Source organism: Virgibacillus sediminis, assembly GCF_042643265.1.
Lineage (GTDB): Bacteria > Bacillota > Bacilli > Bacillales > Amphibacillaceae > Virgibacillus_O > Virgibacillus_O sediminis.
In genome coordinates, this window is sequence record NZ_JBHRRZ010000035.1 from 24,973 (window position 1) to 44,841 (window position 19,869).

Here is a 19,869-nt window from a genome sequence, read left to right on the forward strand (position 1 = left end):
AAACATAAACAAACCGTAACGATTACTATTTACAAAACGTAATCATTACGGTATTATTTTATTCATAACTTATATTTGACGTGGATAAGGAGTGAAGATCACAGTGAAAAGCATGAAAGCACTTATTACCTTAGTTATTATTGCAATGGTTGCGGCGGGCTGCACTTCCGAAGAGCAATCATCGCCTGCTGGGGCAGATGAGGGACTTACGATATATACTACCCTCTACCCGATTCAGTATGCGGCAGAAAGGATAGGCGGAGATACCGTCACAGTGGAATCTGTCCTACCTCCGGGAGTGGATGCACACACCTTTGAACTGACAAGCAGGGATATGACCGCGATTGCTGAAGGAGATGCCTTCATCTATATGGGCGCTGGTATGGAGGGATTTGCCGAATCAGCTGCGGAGGCACTGTCCTCCCAGGATGTTAAGCTGGTCGAACTTGGGCAAAATGAAGAACTCTTCCGGCCAAGTGAGGGTGTAGATGCTCATGAGGATGAAGAAGAGGGACATGAACATGCGGAGGAATCCCATGAAGAAGGTCATGGCAACGGGCATGGCGAGCATGACGGACATAACCATGGCGATCACGATCCACATGTATGGCTCGACCCTGTCAGGATGCAGGAGATGGCCGATATGGTCAAAGAGGAGCTTATCGCTCTGAATCCGGATGCGGAGCAGGCATATGAGGAAAACTTCTCCGGCCTGAAGGAAGACTTGCATCAGCTGGACGAAGATTTTATAAGCTCATTGGAAGGCAAAGAAAACAAGCATCTCCTTGTATCCCATGCAGCGTACGGGTACTGGGAGGAACGATACGGCATCGAGCAGATTTCCGTGAATGGCCTGTCTTCCACCAGTGAGCCTTCCCAGAAGGAATTGACACAAATCATTGACCTGGGCGAAAAATATGACCTAGAGTATATGGTCTATGAGCAAAACAGCTCCAACCGTGTATCCGAAATTATTCAGGAACAGCTGGGACTGGAAGCTGCCCACATTCATAACCTGGCAGTGCTCACGGAAGAAGATATCAGCAATGAAGAGGATTATTTCTCCTTAATGGAGCGGAATGCTGAGGTATTGGATGAAGTGACCAATTAATTAGATTATGTAAAAAGACCGGGCAGAGGGTTGCCCGGTCTTTTTAATTGGGATGAGATCGGCGCCCGAGTCAGAGCGGCTGTGGCACGAGTGCGGCTTCCTGGCGCCCGAGTCAGAGCCGGTGCGGACGAGTGTAGTTGCTTGGCGCCCGAGTCCGAGCGGTTGCGGCACGAGTGCGGTTGCTTGGCGTCCGAGTCAGAGCCGGTGCGGCACGAGTGCGGATGCCTGGCGCCCGAGTCCAAGCGGGTGTAGACCGAGTGCCGGGTTACAATTCCGCCTGTACTCCAATCCCTGCACCTTTCAGTTTATTATATACACCTATTGCTACGACAAGGTCAAAGTAGGCGGCGCCGACGGATTTGAAGAAGGTGATTTCTTCCTCCGACTCCCGGATCGGGCTGTAATCCCCTCCGAGTTCACTGAGTTCAGCATAGACGGAGGAGAAGCTCCAGTCGGTTTCGGCATCGGCATGGATCAGCTCGCCTGCTTCATCCTTGACGCCGGCCAGGTCATCGACGACAATTTTCCCTGCTCGGTCGATGGTTGTCTGATCCACCTCGCGCATCGATGGCAGGAAGGATCCGACCCCGTTGATGTGGGTTCCTTCCTTTAATAATTCCCCATTGAATACTGGATCTTTGGAGCGGGTGGCACAACAGATGACATCGGCTGCTGCAAGCACATCTTCAGAACTGTCACAGACCTCGACATCGACCTCCACGCCGAAGTCCTCCAACTTTTGCTTGAACCTGACCGCTTTTTCCCTGGTGCGGTTATATAGCTTCATCGAGGTGATGTTCCGCACCTCCAGCATAGCGAGCACCTGCTCGAACGCCATCCCTCCGGTGCCGATTACGCCGAGCACGCTGGCATTTTCCCTTGCGAGTTTTTCTGTAGCAATGCCGCTCAGTGCCCCGGTACGCAGCCTGGTCAGGTAGGACGCATCCATCATGCAGATATGCTCGCCTGTCTGTGCATCCGTCAACATCAGCACACCCTGGGTCGTCGGCTTTCCCTGTTGCGGATTTTGCGGGAAGATGGAGACGACTTTCACCGCCGCCATCTCCTGTGCCAGATCGGCGCCCGGCATATATAAAGTTGAGCCCTCGTATTGCGGAATATCAATGACCGTACGGTGCGGGCTGGTGATGGAACCTCCCTTTTTAGAGATGAGCCCCTGCTTCACATCAGCAATTGCTTCCCTCATTCCGTAATGGTCCTGTATTTCCTTCCCTGATAAAATAAGCATCTATTTCTTCCTTTCTCTCTATGTTGTGATTTTGGCTTCGTTGGTTGGGATGACTGCATCCTCCTCATCGAGATCCTGTGCTCTGCGATCCTGGACAGCCGTTACGGCAATCAGGGAAATGACCGCAGTCAGGATAATATACAAAGCAACCGGTACATAGGAATTGTCAAACCGGATCAGCAAGGCGGTTGCGACAAGCGGCGCCGTACCCCCGGCAAGTGCTGCACCAATCTGATAGCCCAGGGAAATTCCTGTGTAACGAACCTTTGCACTGAAAATTTCCGAGAACATCGTACCAAGAACTGCGGTGATCGGCGCCCAGATAATACCGAGGCCGATGATAGTCGCCAACATCAACAATGCAACTGAACCTTGGTGAATGAGCCAGAAATACGGGAATGCATACAGCGCCATCATGACTGCTCCCCCGATATATAGCGGCTTCCTGCCAATTTTATCGGATAAAGCCCCCATGATCGGCATCATAATCGTTGTAATGATTGTACCAATTGTTACAGCATTCAATGCATTGGTTTCTGTAAAGCTCAGATTAGACGTTGCGTAGGAAACAATGAATGTACCAAAAATGTAAAATGGAGCGGTCTCCACTACTTTCGCCCCGATGGCGATCAATACTTCCTTCCAATGATAGCGCAGGGTATCGGCAATCGGCAGTTTGGCCACCGTACCCTGCTCCTGATTCTTTTTAAACGATGGCGTTTCATCAATTCCCTTACGGATCCAAAGGCCGAAGATAACCAGAACTGCACTCAGAATAAACGGCACCCTCCAGCCCCAGGTCATAAAAGAGCCGTCAGGCAGCAAAGTCATAATCGATAGGGCAATCGTACCCATCAGCATCCCGAGGGTTACCCCCATCTGCGGAACACTTCCGAACAGGCCGCGCTTTTCTTTCGGTGCATATTCCACCGCAAGCAGCAGGGCCCCGCCCCATTCACCGCCAAGGCCAATACCCTGGACGAGCCTCAACGTAATCAAGAGGATAGGAGCCCAGATTCCGATGGCCTGGTATGTAGGCAGAACCCCCATCAGGAAGGTGGACATCCCCATCAAACTAAGTGTGAGGACTAATGTCTTCTTCCGCCCGATCCGGTCCCCGATATGACTGAAGATAATTCCCCCAAATGGCCGGATTAGGAAGGCAAGCGCAAATGTTGCAAAGGCGTAGAGTGTACCGAATGCCGGGTCCTCCGTCACGAAGAACAGCTGGTTAAACACCAAAGCGGCTACGGTTCCATATAAAAAGTAGTCAAACCACTCGATGGCACTTCCGACAATACTGGCTACAAGCACACGCCGCATTTTCTTCTTTTCCATTTTCTTCACCCCTATATTGAATAGTAGTTTTCTTTCTCCCACAAAAGAAATCGCTTACAATTATGATGAAAAAATATTGCATGAAGTTTTTCCCCCGGCCCTCCTTCCTGCCAAAATTTAAGTGTCACTTAAATATCTATAGTCGAATTATAAGGCAATTTTCTTTAAATTGTCAACTATCAAATTAATGATTTTTTCCTTATAATAAGAATGAAAGAGAAGAAGATTCCCGGCGGCCATGCTATAATGAACGTTCAATTATTGCCGGCAAGAGGTGAACGACATATGAAGGAAGACATAGGGGCAAAAATTAAACAGCTGCGCAAGCAAAAAAAACAGACACTAAAGCAAATTTCCGAGCAGACCGACCTGTCGATCAGCTTCCTCTCCCAGCTGGAAAACGGAAAATCCTCCGTTACCCTCGAATCACTCAGAAAAATTTCCGATACACTTGGAGTAAATCCAAGCCACTTTTTCGATGAGCCGGAAGAAGAATCCAAGCAGGCAATCGTCCGAAACAGCTCCCATGTGACCGATGCCGGAAAAAATCCCTTTATCTACCGGGATCTGAGCGGCAAGATGGAAAATCCATTGTTCTCCCCCATCCTCGTAGTGTTGAACCCGGGTGAAAACCAAGGAAATAACATCACCCACAAGGGACAGGAATTCCTCTATGTATTGGAGGGCACGCTGACCGTGCTGATCAACCAGGAAGAGCATACACTTGAACCATCCGACAGCATCTTCGTCGATTCCTCCAGGCCCCATTACTGGCTGAACCGGACCAATCAAACGGTCAAATTCCTCTGCGTCTGGGCCAAGGGGCAAGGCTAAAGGCAGCTGGTGGTGGGCATCCGCCTGCCACTATACTTCCGAAAAAATCCTGAAAGTGAAAAGCCACTTGGAACTGTAGAGCTCCAAGTGGCTTTTCATGTGGCCATTCAACAATACTAGTGATTCTTCACCGGATGATAATAAACATGCTCCGGATAGTCGGTGATGATGCCATCTACATTCAGGTCAAACAAATGCTTGGCCTGTTCTTCGGATCTGGATGTATACGGATAAATTTCCATTCCTGCTGTATGTACGCTTTCGACCAGTTCTGGTGTCACGATATTCATGTTCGGATTAAAAAAGTCGGCATAGGTGGCAAATTCCGCCAGCTGTTCATCCGTCACATCCGCCCAGCTCATTCCTGCCAATACCGCATGTGGCAGCTCCGGCAGCAGTTCCTTGGACTTCTTCACCGATTCATGGTTGAAAGACTGGATGACGATTTTTCCGTTGGCGGTCTTGTCCATATTGCGCTCCTTCAATGCTTCAGCCACTTTCTCCTCGATCCCTGGATACAGTTCAGGTGCTTTCAGTTCAATTAGGATTCCAACTTTCCCGCGGTAGGCATCCAACAGCTCTTCAAAGGTCGGCACCTTTTCCCCGGCAAATTCTTCACCAAACCAGCTTCCCGCATCCAATTGGCGGATCTCCTCCAATGTAAAATCACCTACAAGCCCTGTTCCGTCTGTGGTCCTGTCCACGGTAGTATCATGGATCAATACAAGTTCTCCATCCTTGGTCATCTGCACATCGATCTCGACGTAGTCGGCCTTCATCTCAAACCCCTTCTCGAAGGCGGCCATCGTATTCTCCGGTGCATGGGCAGATGCCCCGCGATGGGCCACATTGATGATCTGCTGCTGTTCCCTCATCGACACTTCCCCTTCCGCCGCCATTGCCGGCATCGCAAACATGCCCAGCGAAACAAAGGCGATGGATAAAATACTGAATAAACGCTTCATGAATCCAACACTCCCTTAAGTTTGTTCAACTCTATTATAGAATCGGGATATGAACTAGAATTAAATAGAAGGTTAATAGTTTGTAAGAAAAACAGCGAAATTTTTCCTATGACAAAAGCCGCCCCAGGCCCTGGCACCATTCACTCGGGCCGGAACACCACCAACTCAGCCCCAACTCATCCCCCATTATCCAACACCACTTGCTTTCCCTCTCTTTCCTCCCTTATCCTATACTTAATTTAATAGAATGATGGAGGGAGTATATTATTATGGATCGATTTATGAAACGGGCCGTTGAGCTGGCGGCAGAAAATGTACGGGATGGCGGGCAGCCGTTTGGCGCTGTCCTGGTGAAAGGGGACGAGATGTTCACGGAGGGTGTGAATGAGCTGCATCATACCTATGATATCAGCGGGCATGCGGAGATGCTGGCAATCCGCCGGGCACAGGAGAAGCTCGGGACCCATGACCTTTCCGGGTTTACCATGTATGCAAGCGGTGAGCCGTGTCCGATGTGTCTGACCGCCATGTATTTTGCCGGAATTGAAACGATCATCTACTGTGGCTCTGTCGAAGATGCTGCAGAAGCAGGACTGGAGAAATCAGCCTATATTTACAAGCAGCTCCAGAAATCAAAAACAACCCGGGATATCTCTATGAAACAGATGCCGCTAGAGGATGGGCAGGAGGACCCAATGAAGCTATGGCAGAACGAACGCCGGTAGTCCGACAGATAGACCGGCGATGGTTCGCTTCTTTCAAGCACATGGGAAATATCCTTCTATTTTCTCTTTCAATCAATAATTCAGTCTTTTATCCTTGTTAAATCCTTTGTCTGCTGTTAATTTAAAGGAATAGGCCAAAAGATGGTAGGAGGAACGAAGGATGAAGAGTGCAACTCCCTATATTTTTATAGAGAACTGCAAGCAGGAAATGAAATACTACCAAAGAATCCTGGGGGGCGAGATAAAAAACGTCCATTTGGCTGACGGAATAGCTATGTTTAAGGGCCATGAGGGGAAAGTGCTGCACGGCGAACTGCATTTTAAAGACTGTATCATCCACTTTTCCGATATATTTGAAAGCGTGAGCATTGGGGATCAAGTGAAAGTCTGCCTGGAATTCGATAGCGAGAAAGAGATCCGCCGGGTATACCGTTCGTTTCTTGATGGCGGACATGCTGCCCCGGCACTGCAGTCGACCTTCTGGGGTGCGCTACACGCCAATGTCACAGATAAAAATGGCATCGGCTGGCTTTTGAATTATCAGGGAAAGGCAGATAGTGAAAATCAATAAATAGTGGAATGTTATGCATTCTGCAAACAGATTCTCCATTGGCCGATAAAGTCACTAGTCGATAGTCAGACCCGGACGGTTTCCATACGTCCGGGCCTATTTTTTCTCCGCTCCTAGTTCCACACTCATACGGACGATCGATTTATTAATCTGCCAAACATAATACAGATGGTGGATCAGGTCGATATGTGCCTCCTGATTCACCCCCGGCACCAGCCGCTCCAGCTGTCCGCGTTCCTCCTCCAATGAATATACGGCTCCCTTCTCTCCCTTGAGCAGCAGGGAAAGGGTGTCGATATTATTTCCCAGCTTTTCCTCTACCTGCCGGAAGGTATCCTCCAATTCCGCCGGATAGTCAAAGTTTTTCCGGTACGACGAGGCGACCAGCTGCCTTGCATAATAATTGATGGCGGTAAATACGGTCACCCACCGGCTCGTCCGCGAATGGCTTCGTGCCGCTGTCCGCTTCATGAGCGGCTGGGCCTGGTCCTCGATCTGCTGGAGTTTTGTATCAATATCAATGGCCGATCCGGTCAGCCCCTTCACACTCACATCTTCCCGAAACCTTCTAACATAACTGAGGACAAATGGTTTCAGTTCCTCCAGATAGTCATTGGATACCTCGGTAACTTTATCCGTCGTCCTGGTCGGGAACAGAAATACGGATACGACATAGGCGATTAATGCCCCGGCAATAGTGTCGATCACCCGCTCCCCGATCAGGGCAAAGCTGATGCCGCCAAGCAGGATGTCATACATGAAGGCGATCAAAATGGTGATGAACACGCTCATCCATGTATAGGAAACCGGGAACAGATAGATGGACAAAAACACGACCACTACCAGGAGGAAGAGCTCGAGCTGAGGACTCCCGCCAAGAAGCTTTGCCAGCAGAAAGCCGATCACTGCCCCGATTATCGTGCCCACCGAGCGCTGCATCCCCTTTCGATAGGTGCGGCCGATCGATTCCGTGCCAAGCAGGCAGATGAACGTCGTTAATAGAACCCAGTACGGCTGCACCGGGGAGATGAGCTTTCCGACGAAAATGGCGATGATGCTCGCCACCAGAGCCTGGAATGCCTTCTTGGCGGCCGGTGACAGCTCCTTCTTCTCATCTTCTTCCTCTTTCTCCTGTTCCACGTCCTCCTCTTCCGCTTCCTCAGGGTCCTCTCCATCCTTCCCCGCTTGGAGATGCTGCCTTATCGAAAATCCTGCAGCGACGATATGATTGGCAATTGATTCGATACGGCGGATGAGGAACAGCCATCCCTTTGACGAATCCCCCGTCTCCATAAATTCCCGGATAACATTCCTTAATGCCTCGACAGCCAGTGCCGCCTCCTCCAGGTGATGTTCTTCCGAATAGACATCCGCATCCCGGAGGGCAGTCATCACCCAGACCAGCAGACGGCGCAGTTCTTCGATGTCAAATGCATCCGCAGATTTCAGCCCATAGATGGCTTCGGTCAGCGTCTCCATCAGCATGCCGGCATCAAATACATATAGGCGCAGCCGTGTCTGCTTTAGTCCCGGCCAAAGCTCCTGGACATCCTGTTCATTCAGGTTTCCGGCCACCGTGCGGGCATAGCTGCGCAGCTTCTGGACGTTCTGGTCGATCTTTTTCCTGCGCGCTTCATCCAATTCCTTTTCCTCCAAGCCCTGGATCAGCAGGTCGAACGTCAAATTGGCCTGGATATGAAAGGAGCGCATGCTCGATTTGAGCACCTGTGCCGAGCTTTGAAACAGGATAAAGTTGAACAGGAAGGCAGACACCACCCCGATGGCGATACCCATATACACCCATGGCAGCTCTCCCGGGGCAAGATCCATGATGGAAGAAAAATAGATCGTCATAAAGCCGATCTGGCCGATGCTAAAATACCTGCTGCCAAACTTGGAAAAATAATAGCTCCCGAAAATGATCAGTATCAGGATAATATCAATGTAATAGACTTCCGGGAGTTGCGACCCAATCGTCATCCCAGCAGCCGCGGATATTCCAAGCAACAAGGTGGTCACTTTCTTTTGGTTTTTTGTGTCATCCATGACCATGACAATGCCCATCATCCCGACGAGCCCCGCAATCATGGCAGGCGTGAGATAGGCATTGCCGGCCACATGTAGGATAAGCAAAGTGACCAGCACCGAACAAAGCAGGCTCATGGTCGCTTTCCCAGCACTTTTAAACCTTGTCCGGCCCGGATCCGCTGCGGCCATCCTCCCCTTCCAGTGATACAGCCAACTCTTCATAGGAACTCCTCTTTCCAACAACATTTAGTTCATCCATTATAACACCCGAACTTCCATTATCCATTACTTACCCTTCCCTATTAATGGAAAACATTTCATGGAGTGAGACAGGTGCCCGGCCTTTTACCCGAAAAAAATCTCGCCTATTCCGGCTCTACCCTATAAGATCCGGATAGCTCTTGAACTGCGGTAGGCAGTTTGAAGGGTTGAACGCCGATGATTCGTACGTTCCCTGCATATTTTCTCCCATTTTTGGGCACGCTAGCAGTTATACTAAGAGACTAGTGAAGGTGGGTACAAAATGGAGCAGGAATATCATGCCGGGCTTTCTTCGGCGGAAATGGCCAATTTATGGACAACCTATCAGGGGGACTCGATGTCAATCTGTGTATTCAGCTATTTCCTCAAGCATGTGGAAGATGAGGACGTAAAAAAGCTGATGACCCGGGCGCTGGACATTTCCCGAAATCATGTGGAAATGATCCGGAGAATCTTCAAGGTAGAGGACATTCATATACCTCAAGGATTCGGGGAACAGGATGTGAATCTCGGTGCAGACAGCCTGTTCACCGATGTGTTCTATCTGCATTATGTAAAGCAGATGGCCAAGGGAGGGCTCGAAACCTATTCCAGGTTGCTGCCGGACATCTACCGCAGAGACATCCGGGCATTTTTCTCCAACTGCCTCACCTCCACCGTGGAGTTAAATGATGCAGTGACAAGGCTGATGTTGGAGAAAGGCATTGCTGTCCGACCGCCGGCCATCCCGGAGGCAAAAAAAGTCGAGTTTGTAGAGAAGCAATCCTTCCTGCTTGAAGGCCTTGGGGACCGGCCGCTGACAGGCTTGGAAGTTTCCAACCTCCATAAAAATATCCTGACCAATGAACTCGGTTCCGCCCTTGCGACAGCCTTCAGCCAGGTGGTCGAGTCGGATAGGCTCCGGAAATATATCCTGCGCGGCAAAGATATTTCCATCAAACATGTCCGGGTGTTCACGGATTATCTGAATAACCACTCGCTCCCAGCACCGACAACCATCGACGAGACGGTCACCGATTCAACGGAAGCACCATTTTCCGATAAGCTGATTTCCTACCATTTCAATCTGATGACCTATTCTGGCATGGGCAACTATGGCTCCTCCATTTCCCAGAGCCAGCGCAGCGACTTGGCGATCGACTATTCCCGGTTGCTTACGGAAATTATGAAATTCGGGGAAGACGGCATCAATATCATGATTGACAACGGATGGCTGGAACAACCGCCGATGGCTGCGGAAAGGAAAAGTTAGCATGCACCGAGAAAAGGCCGGAGGGGCGTTCCCTCCGGCCTTTTCATCATTCAGTAGCGCTTTCCGAATATATTCAGATAACCGAGATAATACGACAGGATAAATACTGCCGCCAGCATGCCGATCATCAGCACAAAGAACAGCCAGTCACGCTTTTCCACCTTCATTTGATGATAATGGGTGCGGTCCTTATCTCCCGTGAATCCCTTCGACTCCATTGCAATAGCGACACGCTCCGCTTTCCGGATGCCGTTGGCGAGGAGAGGGATGGCATAGCGGCGGAATTGGTTCAGCCGTCCCTTGATTCCCTTTGTGCGGCCGACACCACGGATGCGGTGGGCCTGCTTGAGCACCTGCAGTTCATGCTGGAAAATCGGCAGGAATCGGTAGCCGGCCAGTATACCATAGGTGATTTTCGGCGGCAGTTTGCATTGCTGCATGAAGCTCAGCATCAGCTTTGTCGAATCCGTTGTGAGGATAAACAATAGAGACAAAGCACCAAAGCATAGCGACCTCAGCGCCAGGCTGATGCCGGTCTGGATGCTTCCTGTCGTGACCTCCAGCCCCCAGAGGCTAAACACCACTTCCCCATAGGAAAAGGTCTGATTGGCATACAGCACCGTCATCCAGGCAAATCCCAAGGCGATCAATACGAACGGGCTGAACAGCTTCAGCCAGCGCAAGGTAGGAATGTCGGTCATCGAAAACGTTATTCCGAGGATGAACAGGAAATACAATAGCGGGGTGAACACGTCAAACGTGAACCCAAGCATGATTCCCGGTATCAGCACAGCGAATGCCTTGATGGACGGGTTAATGGATGAGATCATACACCACACCTTCCTTCCGATCCAGGCGCATCCTTGCAGGCAGCCTGAGCCTTGCCTCCTGAAGAAGTTCCTCTTTTTCCCACAGCTTCTCCGGCGATCCGTCATAGGCTAGCTTGCCATGCTGCAGCACAGAGACACGATCCGCGGCATCGACGATATCCATGTCATGGGTCACAAATACAATCGCCGTCCCCTTGCTCTTCAATTCCATCACATAATGCATCAACTCCGCCGTAGTGGCCGCGTCCTGCCCGAATGTCGGCTCATCGAACAGCAGGATGTCCGGTGTCTCATCGAGCACCGTCGCCACACTGAGCCGGCGTTTCTGCCCGCCACTTAAAGAGAAGGGATTGCTGTCATGCTGCTTTTCCAAATGGAACTGCCGCATCAGCTCCCCTGCCGCTTGTTCCATTTCCTCTTCGGCATAGCCGTTCAGCCTCATGCCGAACGTCAGCTCCTCGTACACGGTATCGGTGATGAACTGATGTTCCGGATTCTGAAACACAAACCCCAGCCGCTTCCGGAGTTCATTTTCATCCCATTTTTCCAGTTTTCGTCCGGAAAGCAAGACATTTCCCTTACTTGGCGTTAGCAGTCCAGCCATCAGCTGCAGAAGTGTCGATTTCCCTGCACCATTCTCACCGACGATCGCGACAAACTCCCCGCCACGGATATCCATGCTCACATCTTCAAGTACCTGCTGTTTTTTCCGGGAAAACGCAAGCCCGTCAACAGACAGCACTGATTCCTCCGATGGGGCGGCGATTGGCAGGACATCCCGGAGGTCCTTTGCATCGGAATATGCCCTTGGCAGGAAGACACCCTCCTGCTCAAGCAGCTGCTTTTGTTCTGTCAACAGCCGCTCCGGCGTATCATCAGCCAGCAGCTGTCCATCCCGGCCAATCACCAGCACCCGGTCGATCAGTTCCAACCAGTCATCGGCCTGATGCTCGATGATCAGGACAGACATGCCTCTCTCCTCTTGGATTTCCTGCACGAGTTCAATAAATTCCAGACTTGAGACGGGATCGAGATTGGCAGTTGGCTCATCAAGAATCAGCATTTCCGGCTCAAGCAAGAGGACAGCGGCAAGCGCAATCTTCTGCTTCTGCCCGCCGGACAGCTCATGGATTTTGTTTTGCTCAAATCCTTCCATCCCGACAGCCTTCAGCACTTCCTTGATCCGCCCTTTGATTTCAGAGGCAGGAAATTTCCGGTTTTCCAACGTGAATGCCAGCTCATCATCGACCGTAATCATGCAGAACTGGCTCTCCGGATCCTGAAACACAATGCCGATCTCTTGATTCAGCTCTCCTTTTTCAAACTCGCTAATATGCCTGCCATGGAAATAGATGTCCCCCGTTGCAGTCCCTTCGACCGCATCGGGATACAACCCGTTCAGGCAGAGGGCCAGGCTGCTTTTCCCGGCACCACTCGCCCCCATCAGGAGGGTTACTTCATTCTCATTCAGTGCAAAGCTGAGCCGGTTGAACAATGGCTGTTCATCGATTTCCTCATAGGAAAAGGAATAGTCACGCACCTCGATCACCGGCTTCGGCTGGACATTAAGCTGCTCCATATTTCCGCTTCCTTTTCAGTTCCTTTCCTAAAGCATAGCCGCGCAACACACCGGTTTTGGCGAGCTGGTCGCTGAGCCATTTTCCAAGAACTCCGGCGAGCAATGCTCCACTGATCATCCTCACAATTAAGGTAGAAACGATCAGCCACGGCGCAAGCGCAATATTACCGGCCGAGAATAGGTTCCAGACGAAGCTGAAGACGGCTGCAGACACCCCTGACAACACGAGGATCCTTAGCCGGTAATACTTCCATTTTGTCGCAGCGAATACGGCTTCTGCACCTAGTCCTTGGATGGCGGCGGCAAGGATTAGGCCCGGCCCTGCCGCTGAACCGAGCAATACTTCCACGACCCCGGCAATCAATTCCGCAGTAAAGGCGACACCTGGCTTACGCAGGATATAGGCCGCCATGATCGAGACAATGAACCAGATGCCAAAAATGATCTCATAACCGAACGGCGCCAGGCCGAATGGCACGAGAATATTTCGGATCCCCTGTCCAACAAGGAAAAACACGAGATAAATGACACCAAACACCACACCTAATATGGACATCAGGACAATTTCTTTCAATTTCCATTGATTGGTCATCTTGTTAACTCCTTTCTTCTTATGATTGATTGGATGGACTGTTCGCTGAAATGGTGAACGTCATCGTCACATGGGAGACCTTCTCCTGCACACTGTCAAACGACTGGTGCATGGCCTCAAAAATATCCTTCACATCGCCGTCCAGCCTTGTCGCATAATGGGCATGGCTCACCTCGACTCCACGGTGTTTGGAAAGGTCGATTTGTTCATAGATGGCATCCATATAATCCTCTCTGCCCATTGGATACAGGGAAAATTTGCATCCTGCCTGTTGGGAAATCGCTTGGGACTTTTCCTCATTCAGCAGCTGATCTGACTCATCCATATAAGAATCGGCCTCGGTATCACCAGGACAGCCGATCGAGAAAGTGCCGCTCATTGCCACATGCTCCCCTGTTTTGGCTGCATGCAGGAAAATCGCCTTGGTCACATCAAACACATGCCCCATTCTCCCGCGGACACAGGTGCTCACATCATCGGTATCCTTCCATACCTTCGACGTATCCACTTCTTCGATGGCTCCGAGAATGATGTCGACAAACTTTTCACTCATCGGAAACAGGGTGAATTGGCACCCCGCGATCCTGCTTGGTCCACAACTGTTATTGTTCATGTAAATTCCTCCTAAATTTTTTTGCACAAAAAAACTGCACTCCCGCGGGAATGCAGTTTGTCGTATGTATATTCATCATGTTCATTAATCATACGGTCCACTGCACTTCCCCACGCTGGTATTATCCAGATCGGGTTCCAAGGGTCAGAATGTATCCTCTCAGCCGCCATTCCAGACAGCTCCCCTAGTGCTTTTTGTCGGTTATGCAGTTTTCATGTGTCTTTATGGTATACAATTATGTGAATTTTGTAAAGGGGGGTTATATAGAATAGTATTTTCTTCGCTTGTTTTAATGAACAGCAGTGTTTAACTGCTGTTGCAAATTAAGAACGTCATTTTGCAATTCGTTTATTTGGTCATTTAATCTATTAAATTCTTGTGAAGACAACTCTTGATCGCGAGCATATTCAGCTATACTTCTCATTTCATATAGCTTTATTTCTATCTTTTCTAAGATTTTATCTCGGGCTTTAACCCACTCAAATTGTTCTTGAAGGAACCTTTTTTCCACCTGTTTATGATCATCCATACCGGTACTCCTATCTAGATTGTAATGAAAAAGACCCTAGCAAAGCTAGCGTCTTTTCCTTTATTAATATTATTGTAGAAGTTGTAATACTCCTTGTGGTTGTTGATTAGCTTGAGCCAGCATTGCTTGTGATGCCTGAGCAAGAATAGAATTCTTTGTTTGGTTCATCATTTCTTTCGCCATATCTACATCACGGATACGAGATTCCGCAGCAGTTAGGTTTTCAGAAGATGTACCTAAGTTATTGATAGTATGGTCTAATCGGTTCTGAACTGCCCCAAGTTTAGAACGTTCAGCTGAAACAGAATCAATAGCAGTCTGAATTGTTTCAATTGCACTGTTAGCTGCACCCTGAGATGAAATGTCAATACCTTTTGAAGTATCATAAACGGTAGAAGCAGCGATGGTTGCATCTGCTGTTGTTGCAGTGAAAGCAGTATCAGCTGTTGTTGGAGTCGCTGTTACTTTTCCAGTAGCTGCCAATGCTGTAGCAACTTCACCTTGTGTAGCAGTAGTTGCTGTAGCTGCAGTTGTAGCATCAGCTCCCGCATCCTGCTTAAGAGTAACAGTGATTGTATTAGAGTCTTCATCAAAAACCGCAGTCGTTTCAGATACAGCTTCTGTCCCAAGGTCCGCGTACTGAACAGTGATTTCTTCGCCGGTTAAGTTTGCAATACTAACGTTCCCGGAATCTACCGCTTCTCCAGCAGCAAATCCAGCAACCTTAAGAGCCTCAGACCCCATAGCATCTATAGAAATAGAAAGATTTTGATTTGCATTGGCACCAATTTGGAATGTACCCTCAAAACTTCCATCAAGTAGGTTTTGAGTGTTAAACTCTGTATTATCCGCAATACGAGTTAACTCCTCAGCTAGTTGGTTAACTTCTTTTTGCAGTTCTCCACGGTCACTTTCAGTATTTGTATCGTTAGCTGATTGAACAGCAAGTTCACGCATACGCTGAAGAATGCTTTGAGATTCATTTAACGAACCTTCAGCTGTTTGAATCATAGATATGCCATCTTGTGCATTTTTTTGAGCCATATCCAAACCACGAATCTGTCCACGCATTTTTTCGGAAATTGCCAGACCTGCTGCATCGTCTCCAGCTTTGTTAATACGAAGTCCTGATGCCAATTTCTCCATTGAATTCATTTGCCCATTCTGTGCATTCCCCAACTGACGATGTGTATTAAGAGCTGCAATGTTATGATTGATTCTCATTTTAATAATTCCTCCCTGAATTAGGTGACCCCACATCCTTGTGGGATTCTATTTTGTTTGGCAAAACAAGCGTCGGCCGACATTGTATTTGCTTACACTACTTATATCGACCGACCTTGGGAGATGTTTAATCTTTTTTTGTATTTTTTAGGAGATCCAGGATATTTTCTGAGAAGGCTGCTGCTTCGGCGTTTTCTTCCTTGATGGCTGTGTAGATTTCCTGGCGGTGGATTTCGATGTGCTTCGGGGCGTTGATTCCGATTTTCACCTGGCCGCCTTCGATGGCTGTGACACTTATTTCGATGTCATCGCCGATGCGGATGGATTCTCCGACTTTTCGATTAAGGACGAGCATGCAGGTCACCGCCTTTATTTGACTTTAGGAGTGGATGACGGGTCTGATAGGTATTATCATTCAGGATGAGCTGCTTGGCCTTTCCCGCCTTCTTGTTGATAACGATTGGTGCCTGCAGGTTGATCGTCGATGCTTCAAACGGGTCTTTTAACGTCACCACATTATAGACAGCCAGATCTTCCGGCTGTTTAAGTTCGATGTCGTTTTGGGATTTTTCGTCCAAGTCAAATGCATAGTCGGGATAGAACATATAAGCATTCGTCACAATGAGTGAGATGCCCGCTTCCTCCATAGACTGCAGGGCTTGGTATACACCTTGTTCATCGACCGGGATCAGAACGAAGGAATGATAGCCTTCGAATCCCGGCAGGCCCCTTTCAAATTGAATCAGTTCTTCTTCTGCCACTTCTACTGTGCCAAAATATTTTGTTGCTATTCTCATATAAAACCACCTCTTTAAACTTTCCAATCAATCTGGATATCCGGATATTGTTCCATATAGGCATTCACTTCGCCCGGCTGGTAGGACGTCTCAGCCTTGCGGGGGACTGTATTTATCCTCGGCGCTTGGGGCTCCACCGAAATATCAGCTCCTCCCGGCTGATAGGAGATGTCGACCCAGGCGTGTGCAGGAATATTCCCTGGCTGATATAAGGTAAAGTCCAGCACGGAATTCTGCTTGGCTTGGGCTGCTAGGGGATTTCCCTCATTTTCGATCTGCATTAGTTCTTTTCCCTGTTGGGCCCTCCGTCCAACCCCTTCCAGCCAATTCTGTTTCGCCTTACTCGTGAATTTCTCGGTCCGGACCGGCATGCTTTCCAGTCCAAGATTGTTCCAGGCCTTTGTCTGGTCGATGGACAGCTTACCGGGGCGCTGGCGGATGGACATATTGGCCCGGGGCTGTTCGATCGACTGGTCGGCTTGAGGCTGGCGGATCGTCTGCTGAGGCTTGGTGATATTCAGCCCTAACCTGGCCGGGGTTGTCTGGATCTGGACCTGTGGTACCCGCATACGCAAGCCTCCCTGTGTGAATTTTAATCGATACAAATTTGCTCCATTTCTTATATCGTCAACAAATCGTTATTCTTTAAAAAGATACAGGAAATCCCCGGGCCCTTACTGGACACGGGGATTTTTCCATCTGACGGTGGCGATGATAATTCCGATAATGATCATTGCCGAGCCGGTCAGCACGCCGATGGTCATGGTTTCTCCCAGCAGGACGCTGCTGAATGCCAGGCCGAAGATCGGTACCAACAGTGTCGAGATGGTGGCGCTGACCATATCCAGCCGGCTCATGATGATGAACCAGACCGTGAAGCAGAGGGCCGATGCGAGGACGCCAGTGAATAGAATATAATAGATAAGTTCAGCATTCCAGACGATCGGCTGCGATTCCAGGAACAGGCTGGCAATGATAATCGCGATGGAGCCAAACAGCATCTGGAATGCGGAAGACTGGATCTTCGGCAGGTCCTGTACATGGAGGCGGAAATAGGTATTGGAAACTGCCCAGGATAAGGCACCGATGACGATCAGCACCTCACCGAGAATGACTTCCGCTGGCTGGCCGATCCAGATATCCCAGCCCATAATGGTCAGCAGGCCGATCATGCCGATAGTCAGTCCGATCAATTTGGCCGGGGTCAGCTTTTCCCCGAGGAATTTCACCGCCAGCAGGCTGCTGAACATGGGCATGGAGTACAGCAGAACGGATGACTTCCCGGCATCCACGAAGGTGAGTCCGTACATGACCAGCAGGAAGACGATGGCTGTTTGTAGAATGCCGACGATAACGAGATGCTTCCAATATTCCTTTGGCGGCAGGCCGATCTTCATGATCCAGACGACAAGCAGCAGGGTGACTGCCCCTGTCCCGAACCGGAAGGAGGAAAAGGCGAACGGCCCCATGTATTCCAGAGCCGCCTTCATGGTGACCCAGGCATAGCCCCATATTAAAGTGATAGCGAGTACCAGCAGCCAGACAGCCGCTTTATTTTCAATGATCCATTTCTTCCATTTAGCCAAACAAGGTCCGTCCCTTCCCTAAAACAATGTATCTATTATGATAGCAGTTTATATAGGAAGTAACCACCTTATTCAGCTTAGACGCCCGAATCAGAAAAGGCAGAAAATAATGCTTCAATAGTTGTCCCCTTTTGCCGATATAAGGGTAAATGCTATTTCATCAAAGATAACATCATATAAAGGAAAGTAGGGATGACATGAAGTCCGTTTTAATTGCCGACGACTCCCAGTTTATGAGGAAATGGCTGCGGGAGATCCTGCAGGACACCGAATATAATGAAATCATCGAAGCATCGAATGGCCAGGAAGCCATTGACCAGTACAGGCAGGCCCGCCCGGATGTAGCGTTCCTTGATATCACCATGCCTGATGTGGACGGCCTGGAAGCCTTAAGAAGCATCCGGATCATTGATCCCCAGGCAAAAGTGGTGATGTGTTCTGCGATGAGCGCACAATCCCAGGTGCTAGCGGCGCTAAAGGCCGGGGCGACCGATTTCATCGTAAAACCGTATTTCGACGGAGTGGTCGATAAGCTAAGAAAGCTGAATGCATAAACAAAAAGCCATAACAGATGGCATATCATCTATTATGGCTTGCAGATTTCCTTGCCTGAATTAGCTTCTTACATAAAGGTCCTTGATCCGGTGATACCGCCTCTCGACACTGAGGGGGCTTCTGTCCAGCTTCTCACCGATTTCGTTAAAGGTTAGACCACGCTGGCGGAGATCCAGCAGCTCCCGATCAGCAAGGGTCGTCCATGACTTGTATTTCCTTTTCTTCATGAGTGAAAGCTCTTTTTCCCTTCTCCGTTCTCTATTCACCCAGCTTGGCTCCGGTATCAGCGAATGCGGCTCGATATCGGAAAACTGGATTTTCTCCTTATGGTCCTTTGCCCAATCCCAGAATTCCGTTGGATGGATGAGATAGAATTTCTTCTTTTCCTTGGTGATTTTCCGGTGGCAGGGCATTTCATGGCGAAGCATCCAGCCTTTCACCGTATTTCGTTCCACGCCTAGAATATTGGCCAGCTCCCCCATCGTCAGGAAGCCTGTCTGGTTCTTGGTATGGTACAGATTCATCCGCTTCATCTTCAGCTCCACCGCTGTATAGCTTTTTCCCAAATTGGCCGCGATGGTCGACACCTTGGTCATCCCTACACTGTCCCTCAAGTATTCCACCGCTTCCTGATCCCATGATGCGCCCATATCTCTCACAACCTTTCTAATCTCGGGATAAGGTGACTCTCGTTTTCAGCACTCTGTATGTTTTTGTACCCTCCAGTGTTATAGGAAAAACCTTCCATTGGGTGAGGGGCAGGTGCATTGTATTACATTAATATTACAAATATGGAAGACAGTAACTTTATCCAAAATTTTCCTTGGTATATATTTCCCATTATTTCGACAAATATCTTTTCCTTTCGATTGGTTTTCTGTAGGTATTGCATATTTCCTCGAAAGTATTGAGCGGATTTTATATTTCTATTACACTTCTGTTAAATTGCGCCTTTTTTCCATCGTATATGAGATAATACTTGTACAGCTAGGTTCTGGCTGAACCATGAAGGGAGTTAATGCTATGTTTATTCTTGTACGGAGAATAAATGGAGAGACCGAAATTCTGACGAAATCCAACAGCGACTTGGCTAAGACGTTCCCTGACTCCCAGTCGGCAGAAGCATTTGCCCAAAAACTGAATGCAAGCATACAGCCAGGTAAACAATGGACAGTAGAGACGGCAAAGGAAGCAGTGGCCGAATAGATAATGAATACATGGAGAAACCCC

22 protein-coding genes and 1 riboswitch are annotated in these 19,869 nt (G+C 49.1%); of the genes, 7 read left to right on the plus strand and 15 right to left on the minus strand.

Features of this window, described 5'->3' with window-relative positions:
- Positions 1 to 112: 112 nt before the first annotated feature.
- Positions 113 to 1,111 (plus strand): metal ABC transporter solute-binding protein, Zn/Mn family, encoded by a 999-nt coding sequence (locus ACFODW_RS13475; protein WP_390307352.1) that lies wholly within the window; start codon positions 113 to 115, stop codon positions 1,109 to 1,111.
- 265 nt (positions 1,112 to 1,376) lie between these two features.
- Here the strand turns inward: ACFODW_RS13475 and ACFODW_RS13480 are convergent, their stop codons facing one another.
- A complete protein-coding gene (locus tag ACFODW_RS13480; protein ID WP_390307292.1) occupies positions 1,377 to 2,360 on the minus strand; it encodes an ornithine cyclodeaminase family protein in 984 nt (327 codons plus the stop codon).
- 18 nt (positions 2,361 to 2,378) lie between these two features.
- On the minus strand, positions 2,379 to 3,698 hold the full coding sequence (locus ACFODW_RS13485; RefSeq protein WP_390307293.1) for an MFS transporter: 1,320 nt from the start codon (positions 3,696 to 3,698) through the stop codon (positions 2,379 to 2,381).
- Positions 3,699 to 3,983: 285 nt separating this feature from the next.
- Here ACFODW_RS13485 and ACFODW_RS13490 point away from each other — a divergent pair, with 285 nt between their 5' ends.
- On the plus strand, positions 3,984 to 4,532 hold the full coding sequence (locus ACFODW_RS13490) for a helix-turn-helix domain-containing protein (RefSeq protein ID WP_390307294.1): 549 nt from the start codon (positions 3,984 to 3,986) through the stop codon (positions 4,530 to 4,532).
- A gap of 116 nt (positions 4,533 to 4,648) precedes the next feature.
- Here the strand turns inward: ACFODW_RS13490 and ACFODW_RS13495 are convergent, their stop codons facing one another.
- Positions 4,649 to 5,497, minus strand: a complete 849-nt coding sequence (locus ACFODW_RS13495; protein WP_390307295.1) for a glycerophosphodiester phosphodiesterase — start codon at positions 5,495 to 5,497, stop codon at positions 4,649 to 4,651.
- Positions 5,498 to 5,766: 269 nt separating this feature from the next.
- On the opposite strand from ACFODW_RS13495, the gene ACFODW_RS13500 reads away from it, so the two are divergent.
- Together ACFODW_RS13500 and ACFODW_RS13505 are read left to right on the plus strand one after the other, a co-directional pair.
- The gene (locus ACFODW_RS13500) at positions 5,767 to 6,222 is read left to right on the plus strand and encodes a nucleoside deaminase (RefSeq protein ID WP_390307296.1); all 456 of its coding nucleotides are present in this window, start codon (positions 5,767 to 5,769) and stop codon (positions 6,220 to 6,222) included.
- Between the two features lie 160 nt (positions 6,223 to 6,382).
- Positions 6,383 to 6,793: a VOC family protein gene (locus tag ACFODW_RS13505; protein WP_390307298.1), complete on the plus strand. Its 411-nt coding sequence runs from the start codon at positions 6,383 to 6,385 to the stop codon at positions 6,791 to 6,793.
- Between the two features lie 96 nt (positions 6,794 to 6,889).
- On the opposite strand, the gene ACFODW_RS13510 is transcribed toward ACFODW_RS13505, so the two are convergent.
- Positions 6,890 to 9,043: an FUSC family protein gene (locus ACFODW_RS13510; RefSeq protein WP_390307299.1), complete on the minus strand. Its 2,154-nt coding sequence runs from the start codon at positions 9,041 to 9,043 to the stop codon at positions 6,890 to 6,892.
- A 301-nt stretch (positions 9,044 to 9,344) separates the two neighbouring features.
- Here ACFODW_RS13510 and ACFODW_RS13515 point away from each other — a divergent pair, with 301 nt between their 5' ends.
- On the plus strand, positions 9,345 to 10,334 hold the full coding sequence (locus tag ACFODW_RS13515; protein WP_390307301.1) for a DUF3231 family protein: 990 nt from the start codon (positions 9,345 to 9,347) through the stop codon (positions 10,332 to 10,334).
- Between the two features lie 50 nt (positions 10,335 to 10,384).
- On the opposite strand, the gene ACFODW_RS13520 is transcribed toward ACFODW_RS13515, so the two are convergent.
- The 10 genes from ACFODW_RS13520 to ACFODW_RS13565 all read right to left on the minus strand — a co-directional run bounded on the left by ACFODW_RS13520 (position 10,385) and on the right by ACFODW_RS13565 (position 18,084).
- Positions 10,385 to 11,164 (minus strand): energy-coupling factor transporter transmembrane component T family protein, encoded by a 780-nt coding sequence (locus ACFODW_RS13520; RefSeq protein ID WP_390307303.1) that lies wholly within the window; start codon positions 11,162 to 11,164, stop codon positions 10,385 to 10,387.
- The gene (locus ACFODW_RS13525) at positions 11,148 to 12,743 is read right to left on the minus strand and encodes an ABC transporter ATP-binding protein (RefSeq protein WP_390307304.1); all 1,596 of its coding nucleotides are present in this window, start codon (positions 12,741 to 12,743) and stop codon (positions 11,148 to 11,150) included. Before ACFODW_RS13525 ends, ACFODW_RS13520 begins: the two co-directional genes overlap by 17 nt.
- Positions 12,730 to 13,335 (minus strand): ECF transporter S component, encoded by a 606-nt coding sequence (locus tag ACFODW_RS13530; protein WP_390307305.1) that lies wholly within the window; start codon positions 13,333 to 13,335, stop codon positions 12,730 to 12,732. The genes ACFODW_RS13525 and ACFODW_RS13530 overlap by 14 nt, the downstream gene beginning before the upstream one ends.
- 19 nt (positions 13,336 to 13,354) lie before the next feature.
- Positions 13,355 to 13,948 carry a YkoF family thiamine/hydroxymethylpyrimidine-binding protein gene (locus ACFODW_RS13535; protein WP_390307307.1) on the minus strand — a complete coding sequence of 198 codons (594 nt, stop codon included), beginning with the start codon at positions 13,946 to 13,948 and terminating at the stop codon, positions 13,355 to 13,357.
- A 90-nt stretch (positions 13,949 to 14,038) separates the two neighbouring features.
- A riboswitch (TPP riboswitch) is annotated at positions 14,039 to 14,144 on the minus strand.
- A gap of 93 nt (positions 14,145 to 14,237) precedes the next feature.
- Positions 14,238 to 14,477 (minus strand): hypothetical protein, encoded by a 240-nt coding sequence (locus ACFODW_RS13540; protein ID WP_390307309.1) that lies wholly within the window; start codon positions 14,475 to 14,477, stop codon positions 14,238 to 14,240.
- A gap of 69 nt (positions 14,478 to 14,546) precedes the next feature.
- Positions 14,547 to 15,701, minus strand: a complete 1,155-nt coding sequence (locus ACFODW_RS13545) for a flagellin N-terminal helical domain-containing protein (protein WP_390307310.1) — start codon at positions 15,699 to 15,701, stop codon at positions 14,547 to 14,549.
- Between the two features lie 127 nt (positions 15,702 to 15,828).
- Positions 15,829 to 16,056 (minus strand): carbon storage regulator CsrA, encoded by a 228-nt coding sequence (csrA, locus tag ACFODW_RS13550; protein ID WP_390307311.1) that lies wholly within the window; start codon positions 16,054 to 16,056, stop codon positions 15,829 to 15,831.
- Positions 16,043 to 16,498: a flagellar assembly protein FliW gene (gene fliW / locus ACFODW_RS13555; RefSeq protein ID WP_390307312.1), complete on the minus strand. Its 456-nt coding sequence runs from the start codon at positions 16,496 to 16,498 to the stop codon at positions 16,043 to 16,045. The genes csrA and fliW overlap by 14 nt, the downstream gene beginning before the upstream one ends.
- Positions 16,499 to 16,512: 14 nt before the next feature.
- Positions 16,513 to 17,067 carry a DUF6470 family protein gene (locus ACFODW_RS13560; RefSeq protein WP_390307313.1) on the minus strand — a complete coding sequence of 185 codons (555 nt, stop codon included), beginning with the start codon at positions 17,065 to 17,067 and terminating at the stop codon, positions 16,513 to 16,515.
- Between the two features lie 105 nt (positions 17,068 to 17,172).
- The gene (locus tag ACFODW_RS13565) at positions 17,173 to 18,084 is read right to left on the minus strand and encodes a DMT family transporter (protein ID WP_390307314.1); all 912 of its coding nucleotides are present in this window, start codon (positions 18,082 to 18,084) and stop codon (positions 17,173 to 17,175) included.
- Between the two features lie 197 nt (positions 18,085 to 18,281).
- On the opposite strand from ACFODW_RS13565, the gene ACFODW_RS13570 reads away from it, so the two are divergent.
- The gene (locus ACFODW_RS13570) at positions 18,282 to 18,638 is read left to right on the plus strand and encodes a response regulator (protein ID WP_390307316.1); all 357 of its coding nucleotides are present in this window, start codon (positions 18,282 to 18,284) and stop codon (positions 18,636 to 18,638) included.
- A 60-nt stretch (positions 18,639 to 18,698) separates the two neighbouring features.
- Here the strand turns inward: ACFODW_RS13570 and ACFODW_RS13575 are convergent, their stop codons facing one another.
- A complete protein-coding gene (locus tag ACFODW_RS13575) occupies positions 18,699 to 19,289 on the minus strand; it encodes a helix-turn-helix domain-containing protein (protein WP_390307317.1) in 591 nt (196 codons plus the stop codon).
- Positions 19,290 to 19,662: 373 nt separating this feature from the next.
- Between ACFODW_RS13575 and ACFODW_RS13580 the strand changes: the two genes are divergently transcribed.
- Positions 19,663 to 19,845 carry a hypothetical protein gene (locus ACFODW_RS13580; protein ID WP_390307319.1) on the plus strand — a complete coding sequence of 61 codons (183 nt, stop codon included), beginning with the start codon at positions 19,663 to 19,665 and terminating at the stop codon, positions 19,843 to 19,845.
- The last annotated feature ends 24 nt before the right edge of the window (positions 19,846 to 19,869 follow it).

What these genes read in the sequence shown, in the direction of transcription:
- ACFODW_RS13475 (WP_390307352.1), top strand. Translation starts at nt 113, where the DNA reads ATGAAAGCACTTATTACCTTAGTTATTATTGCAATGGTTGCGGCGGGC.
- ACFODW_RS13480 (WP_390307292.1), bottom strand. Translation starts at nt 2,360, where the DNA reads ATGCTTATTTTATCAGGGAAGGAAATACAGGACCATTACGGAATGAGG.
- ACFODW_RS13485 (WP_390307293.1), bottom strand. Translation starts at nt 3,698, where the DNA reads ATGGAAAAGAAGAAAATGCGGCGTGTGCTTGTAGCCAGTATTGTCGGA.
- ACFODW_RS13490 (WP_390307294.1), top strand. Translation starts at nt 3,984, where the DNA reads ATGAAGGAAGACATAGGGGCAAAAATTAAACAGCTGCGCAAGCAAAAA.
- ACFODW_RS13495 (WP_390307295.1), bottom strand. Translation starts at nt 5,497, where the DNA reads ATGAAGCGTTTATTCAGTATTTTATCCATCGCCTTTGTTTCGCTGGGC.
- ACFODW_RS13500 (WP_390307296.1), top strand. Translation starts at nt 5,767, where the DNA reads ATGGATCGATTTATGAAACGGGCCGTTGAGCTGGCGGCAGAAAATGTA.
- ACFODW_RS13505 (WP_390307298.1), top strand. Translation starts at nt 6,383, where the DNA reads ATGAAGAGTGCAACTCCCTATATTTTTATAGAGAACTGCAAGCAGGAA.
- ACFODW_RS13510 (WP_390307299.1), bottom strand. Translation starts at nt 9,043, where the DNA reads ATGAAGAGTTGGCTGTATCACTGGAAGGGGAGGATGGCCGCAGCGGAT.
- ACFODW_RS13515 (WP_390307301.1), top strand. Translation starts at nt 9,345, where the DNA reads ATGGAGCAGGAATATCATGCCGGGCTTTCTTCGGCGGAAATGGCCAAT.
- ACFODW_RS13520 (WP_390307303.1), bottom strand. Translation starts at nt 11,164, where the DNA reads ATGATCTCATCCATTAACCCGTCCATCAAGGCATTCGCTGTGCTGATA.
- ACFODW_RS13525 (WP_390307304.1), bottom strand. Translation starts at nt 12,743, where the DNA reads ATGGAGCAGCTTAATGTCCAGCCGAAGCCGGTGATCGAGGTGCGTGAC.
- ACFODW_RS13530 (WP_390307305.1), bottom strand. Translation starts at nt 13,335, where the DNA reads ATGACCAATCAATGGAAATTGAAAGAAATTGTCCTGATGTCCATATTA.
- ACFODW_RS13535 (WP_390307307.1), bottom strand. Translation starts at nt 13,948, where the DNA reads ATGAACAATAACAGTTGTGGACCAAGCAGGATCGCGGGGTGCCAATTC.
- ACFODW_RS13540 (WP_390307309.1), bottom strand. Translation starts at nt 14,477, where the DNA reads ATGGATGATCATAAACAGGTGGAAAAAAGGTTCCTTCAAGAACAATTT.
- ACFODW_RS13545 (WP_390307310.1), bottom strand. Translation starts at nt 15,701, where the DNA reads ATGAGAATCAATCATAACATTGCAGCTCTTAATACACATCGTCAGTTG.
- csrA (WP_390307311.1), bottom strand. Translation starts at nt 16,056, where the DNA reads ATGCTCGTCCTTAATCGAAAAGTCGGAGAATCCATCCGCATCGGCGAT.
- fliW (WP_390307312.1), bottom strand. Translation starts at nt 16,498, where the DNA reads ATGAGAATAGCAACAAAATATTTTGGCACAGTAGAAGTGGCAGAAGAA.
- ACFODW_RS13560 (WP_390307313.1), bottom strand. Translation starts at nt 17,067, where the DNA reads ATGCGGGTACCACAGGTCCAGATCCAGACAACCCCGGCCAGGTTAGGG.
- ACFODW_RS13570 (WP_390307316.1), top strand. Translation starts at nt 18,282, where the DNA reads ATGAAGTCCGTTTTAATTGCCGACGACTCCCAGTTTATGAGGAAATGG.
- ACFODW_RS13575 (WP_390307317.1), bottom strand. Translation starts at nt 19,289, where the DNA reads ATGGGCGCATCATGGGATCAGGAAGCGGTGGAATACTTGAGGGACAGT.
- ACFODW_RS13580 (WP_390307319.1), top strand. Translation starts at nt 19,663, where the DNA reads ATGTTTATTCTTGTACGGAGAATAAATGGAGAGACCGAAATTCTGACG.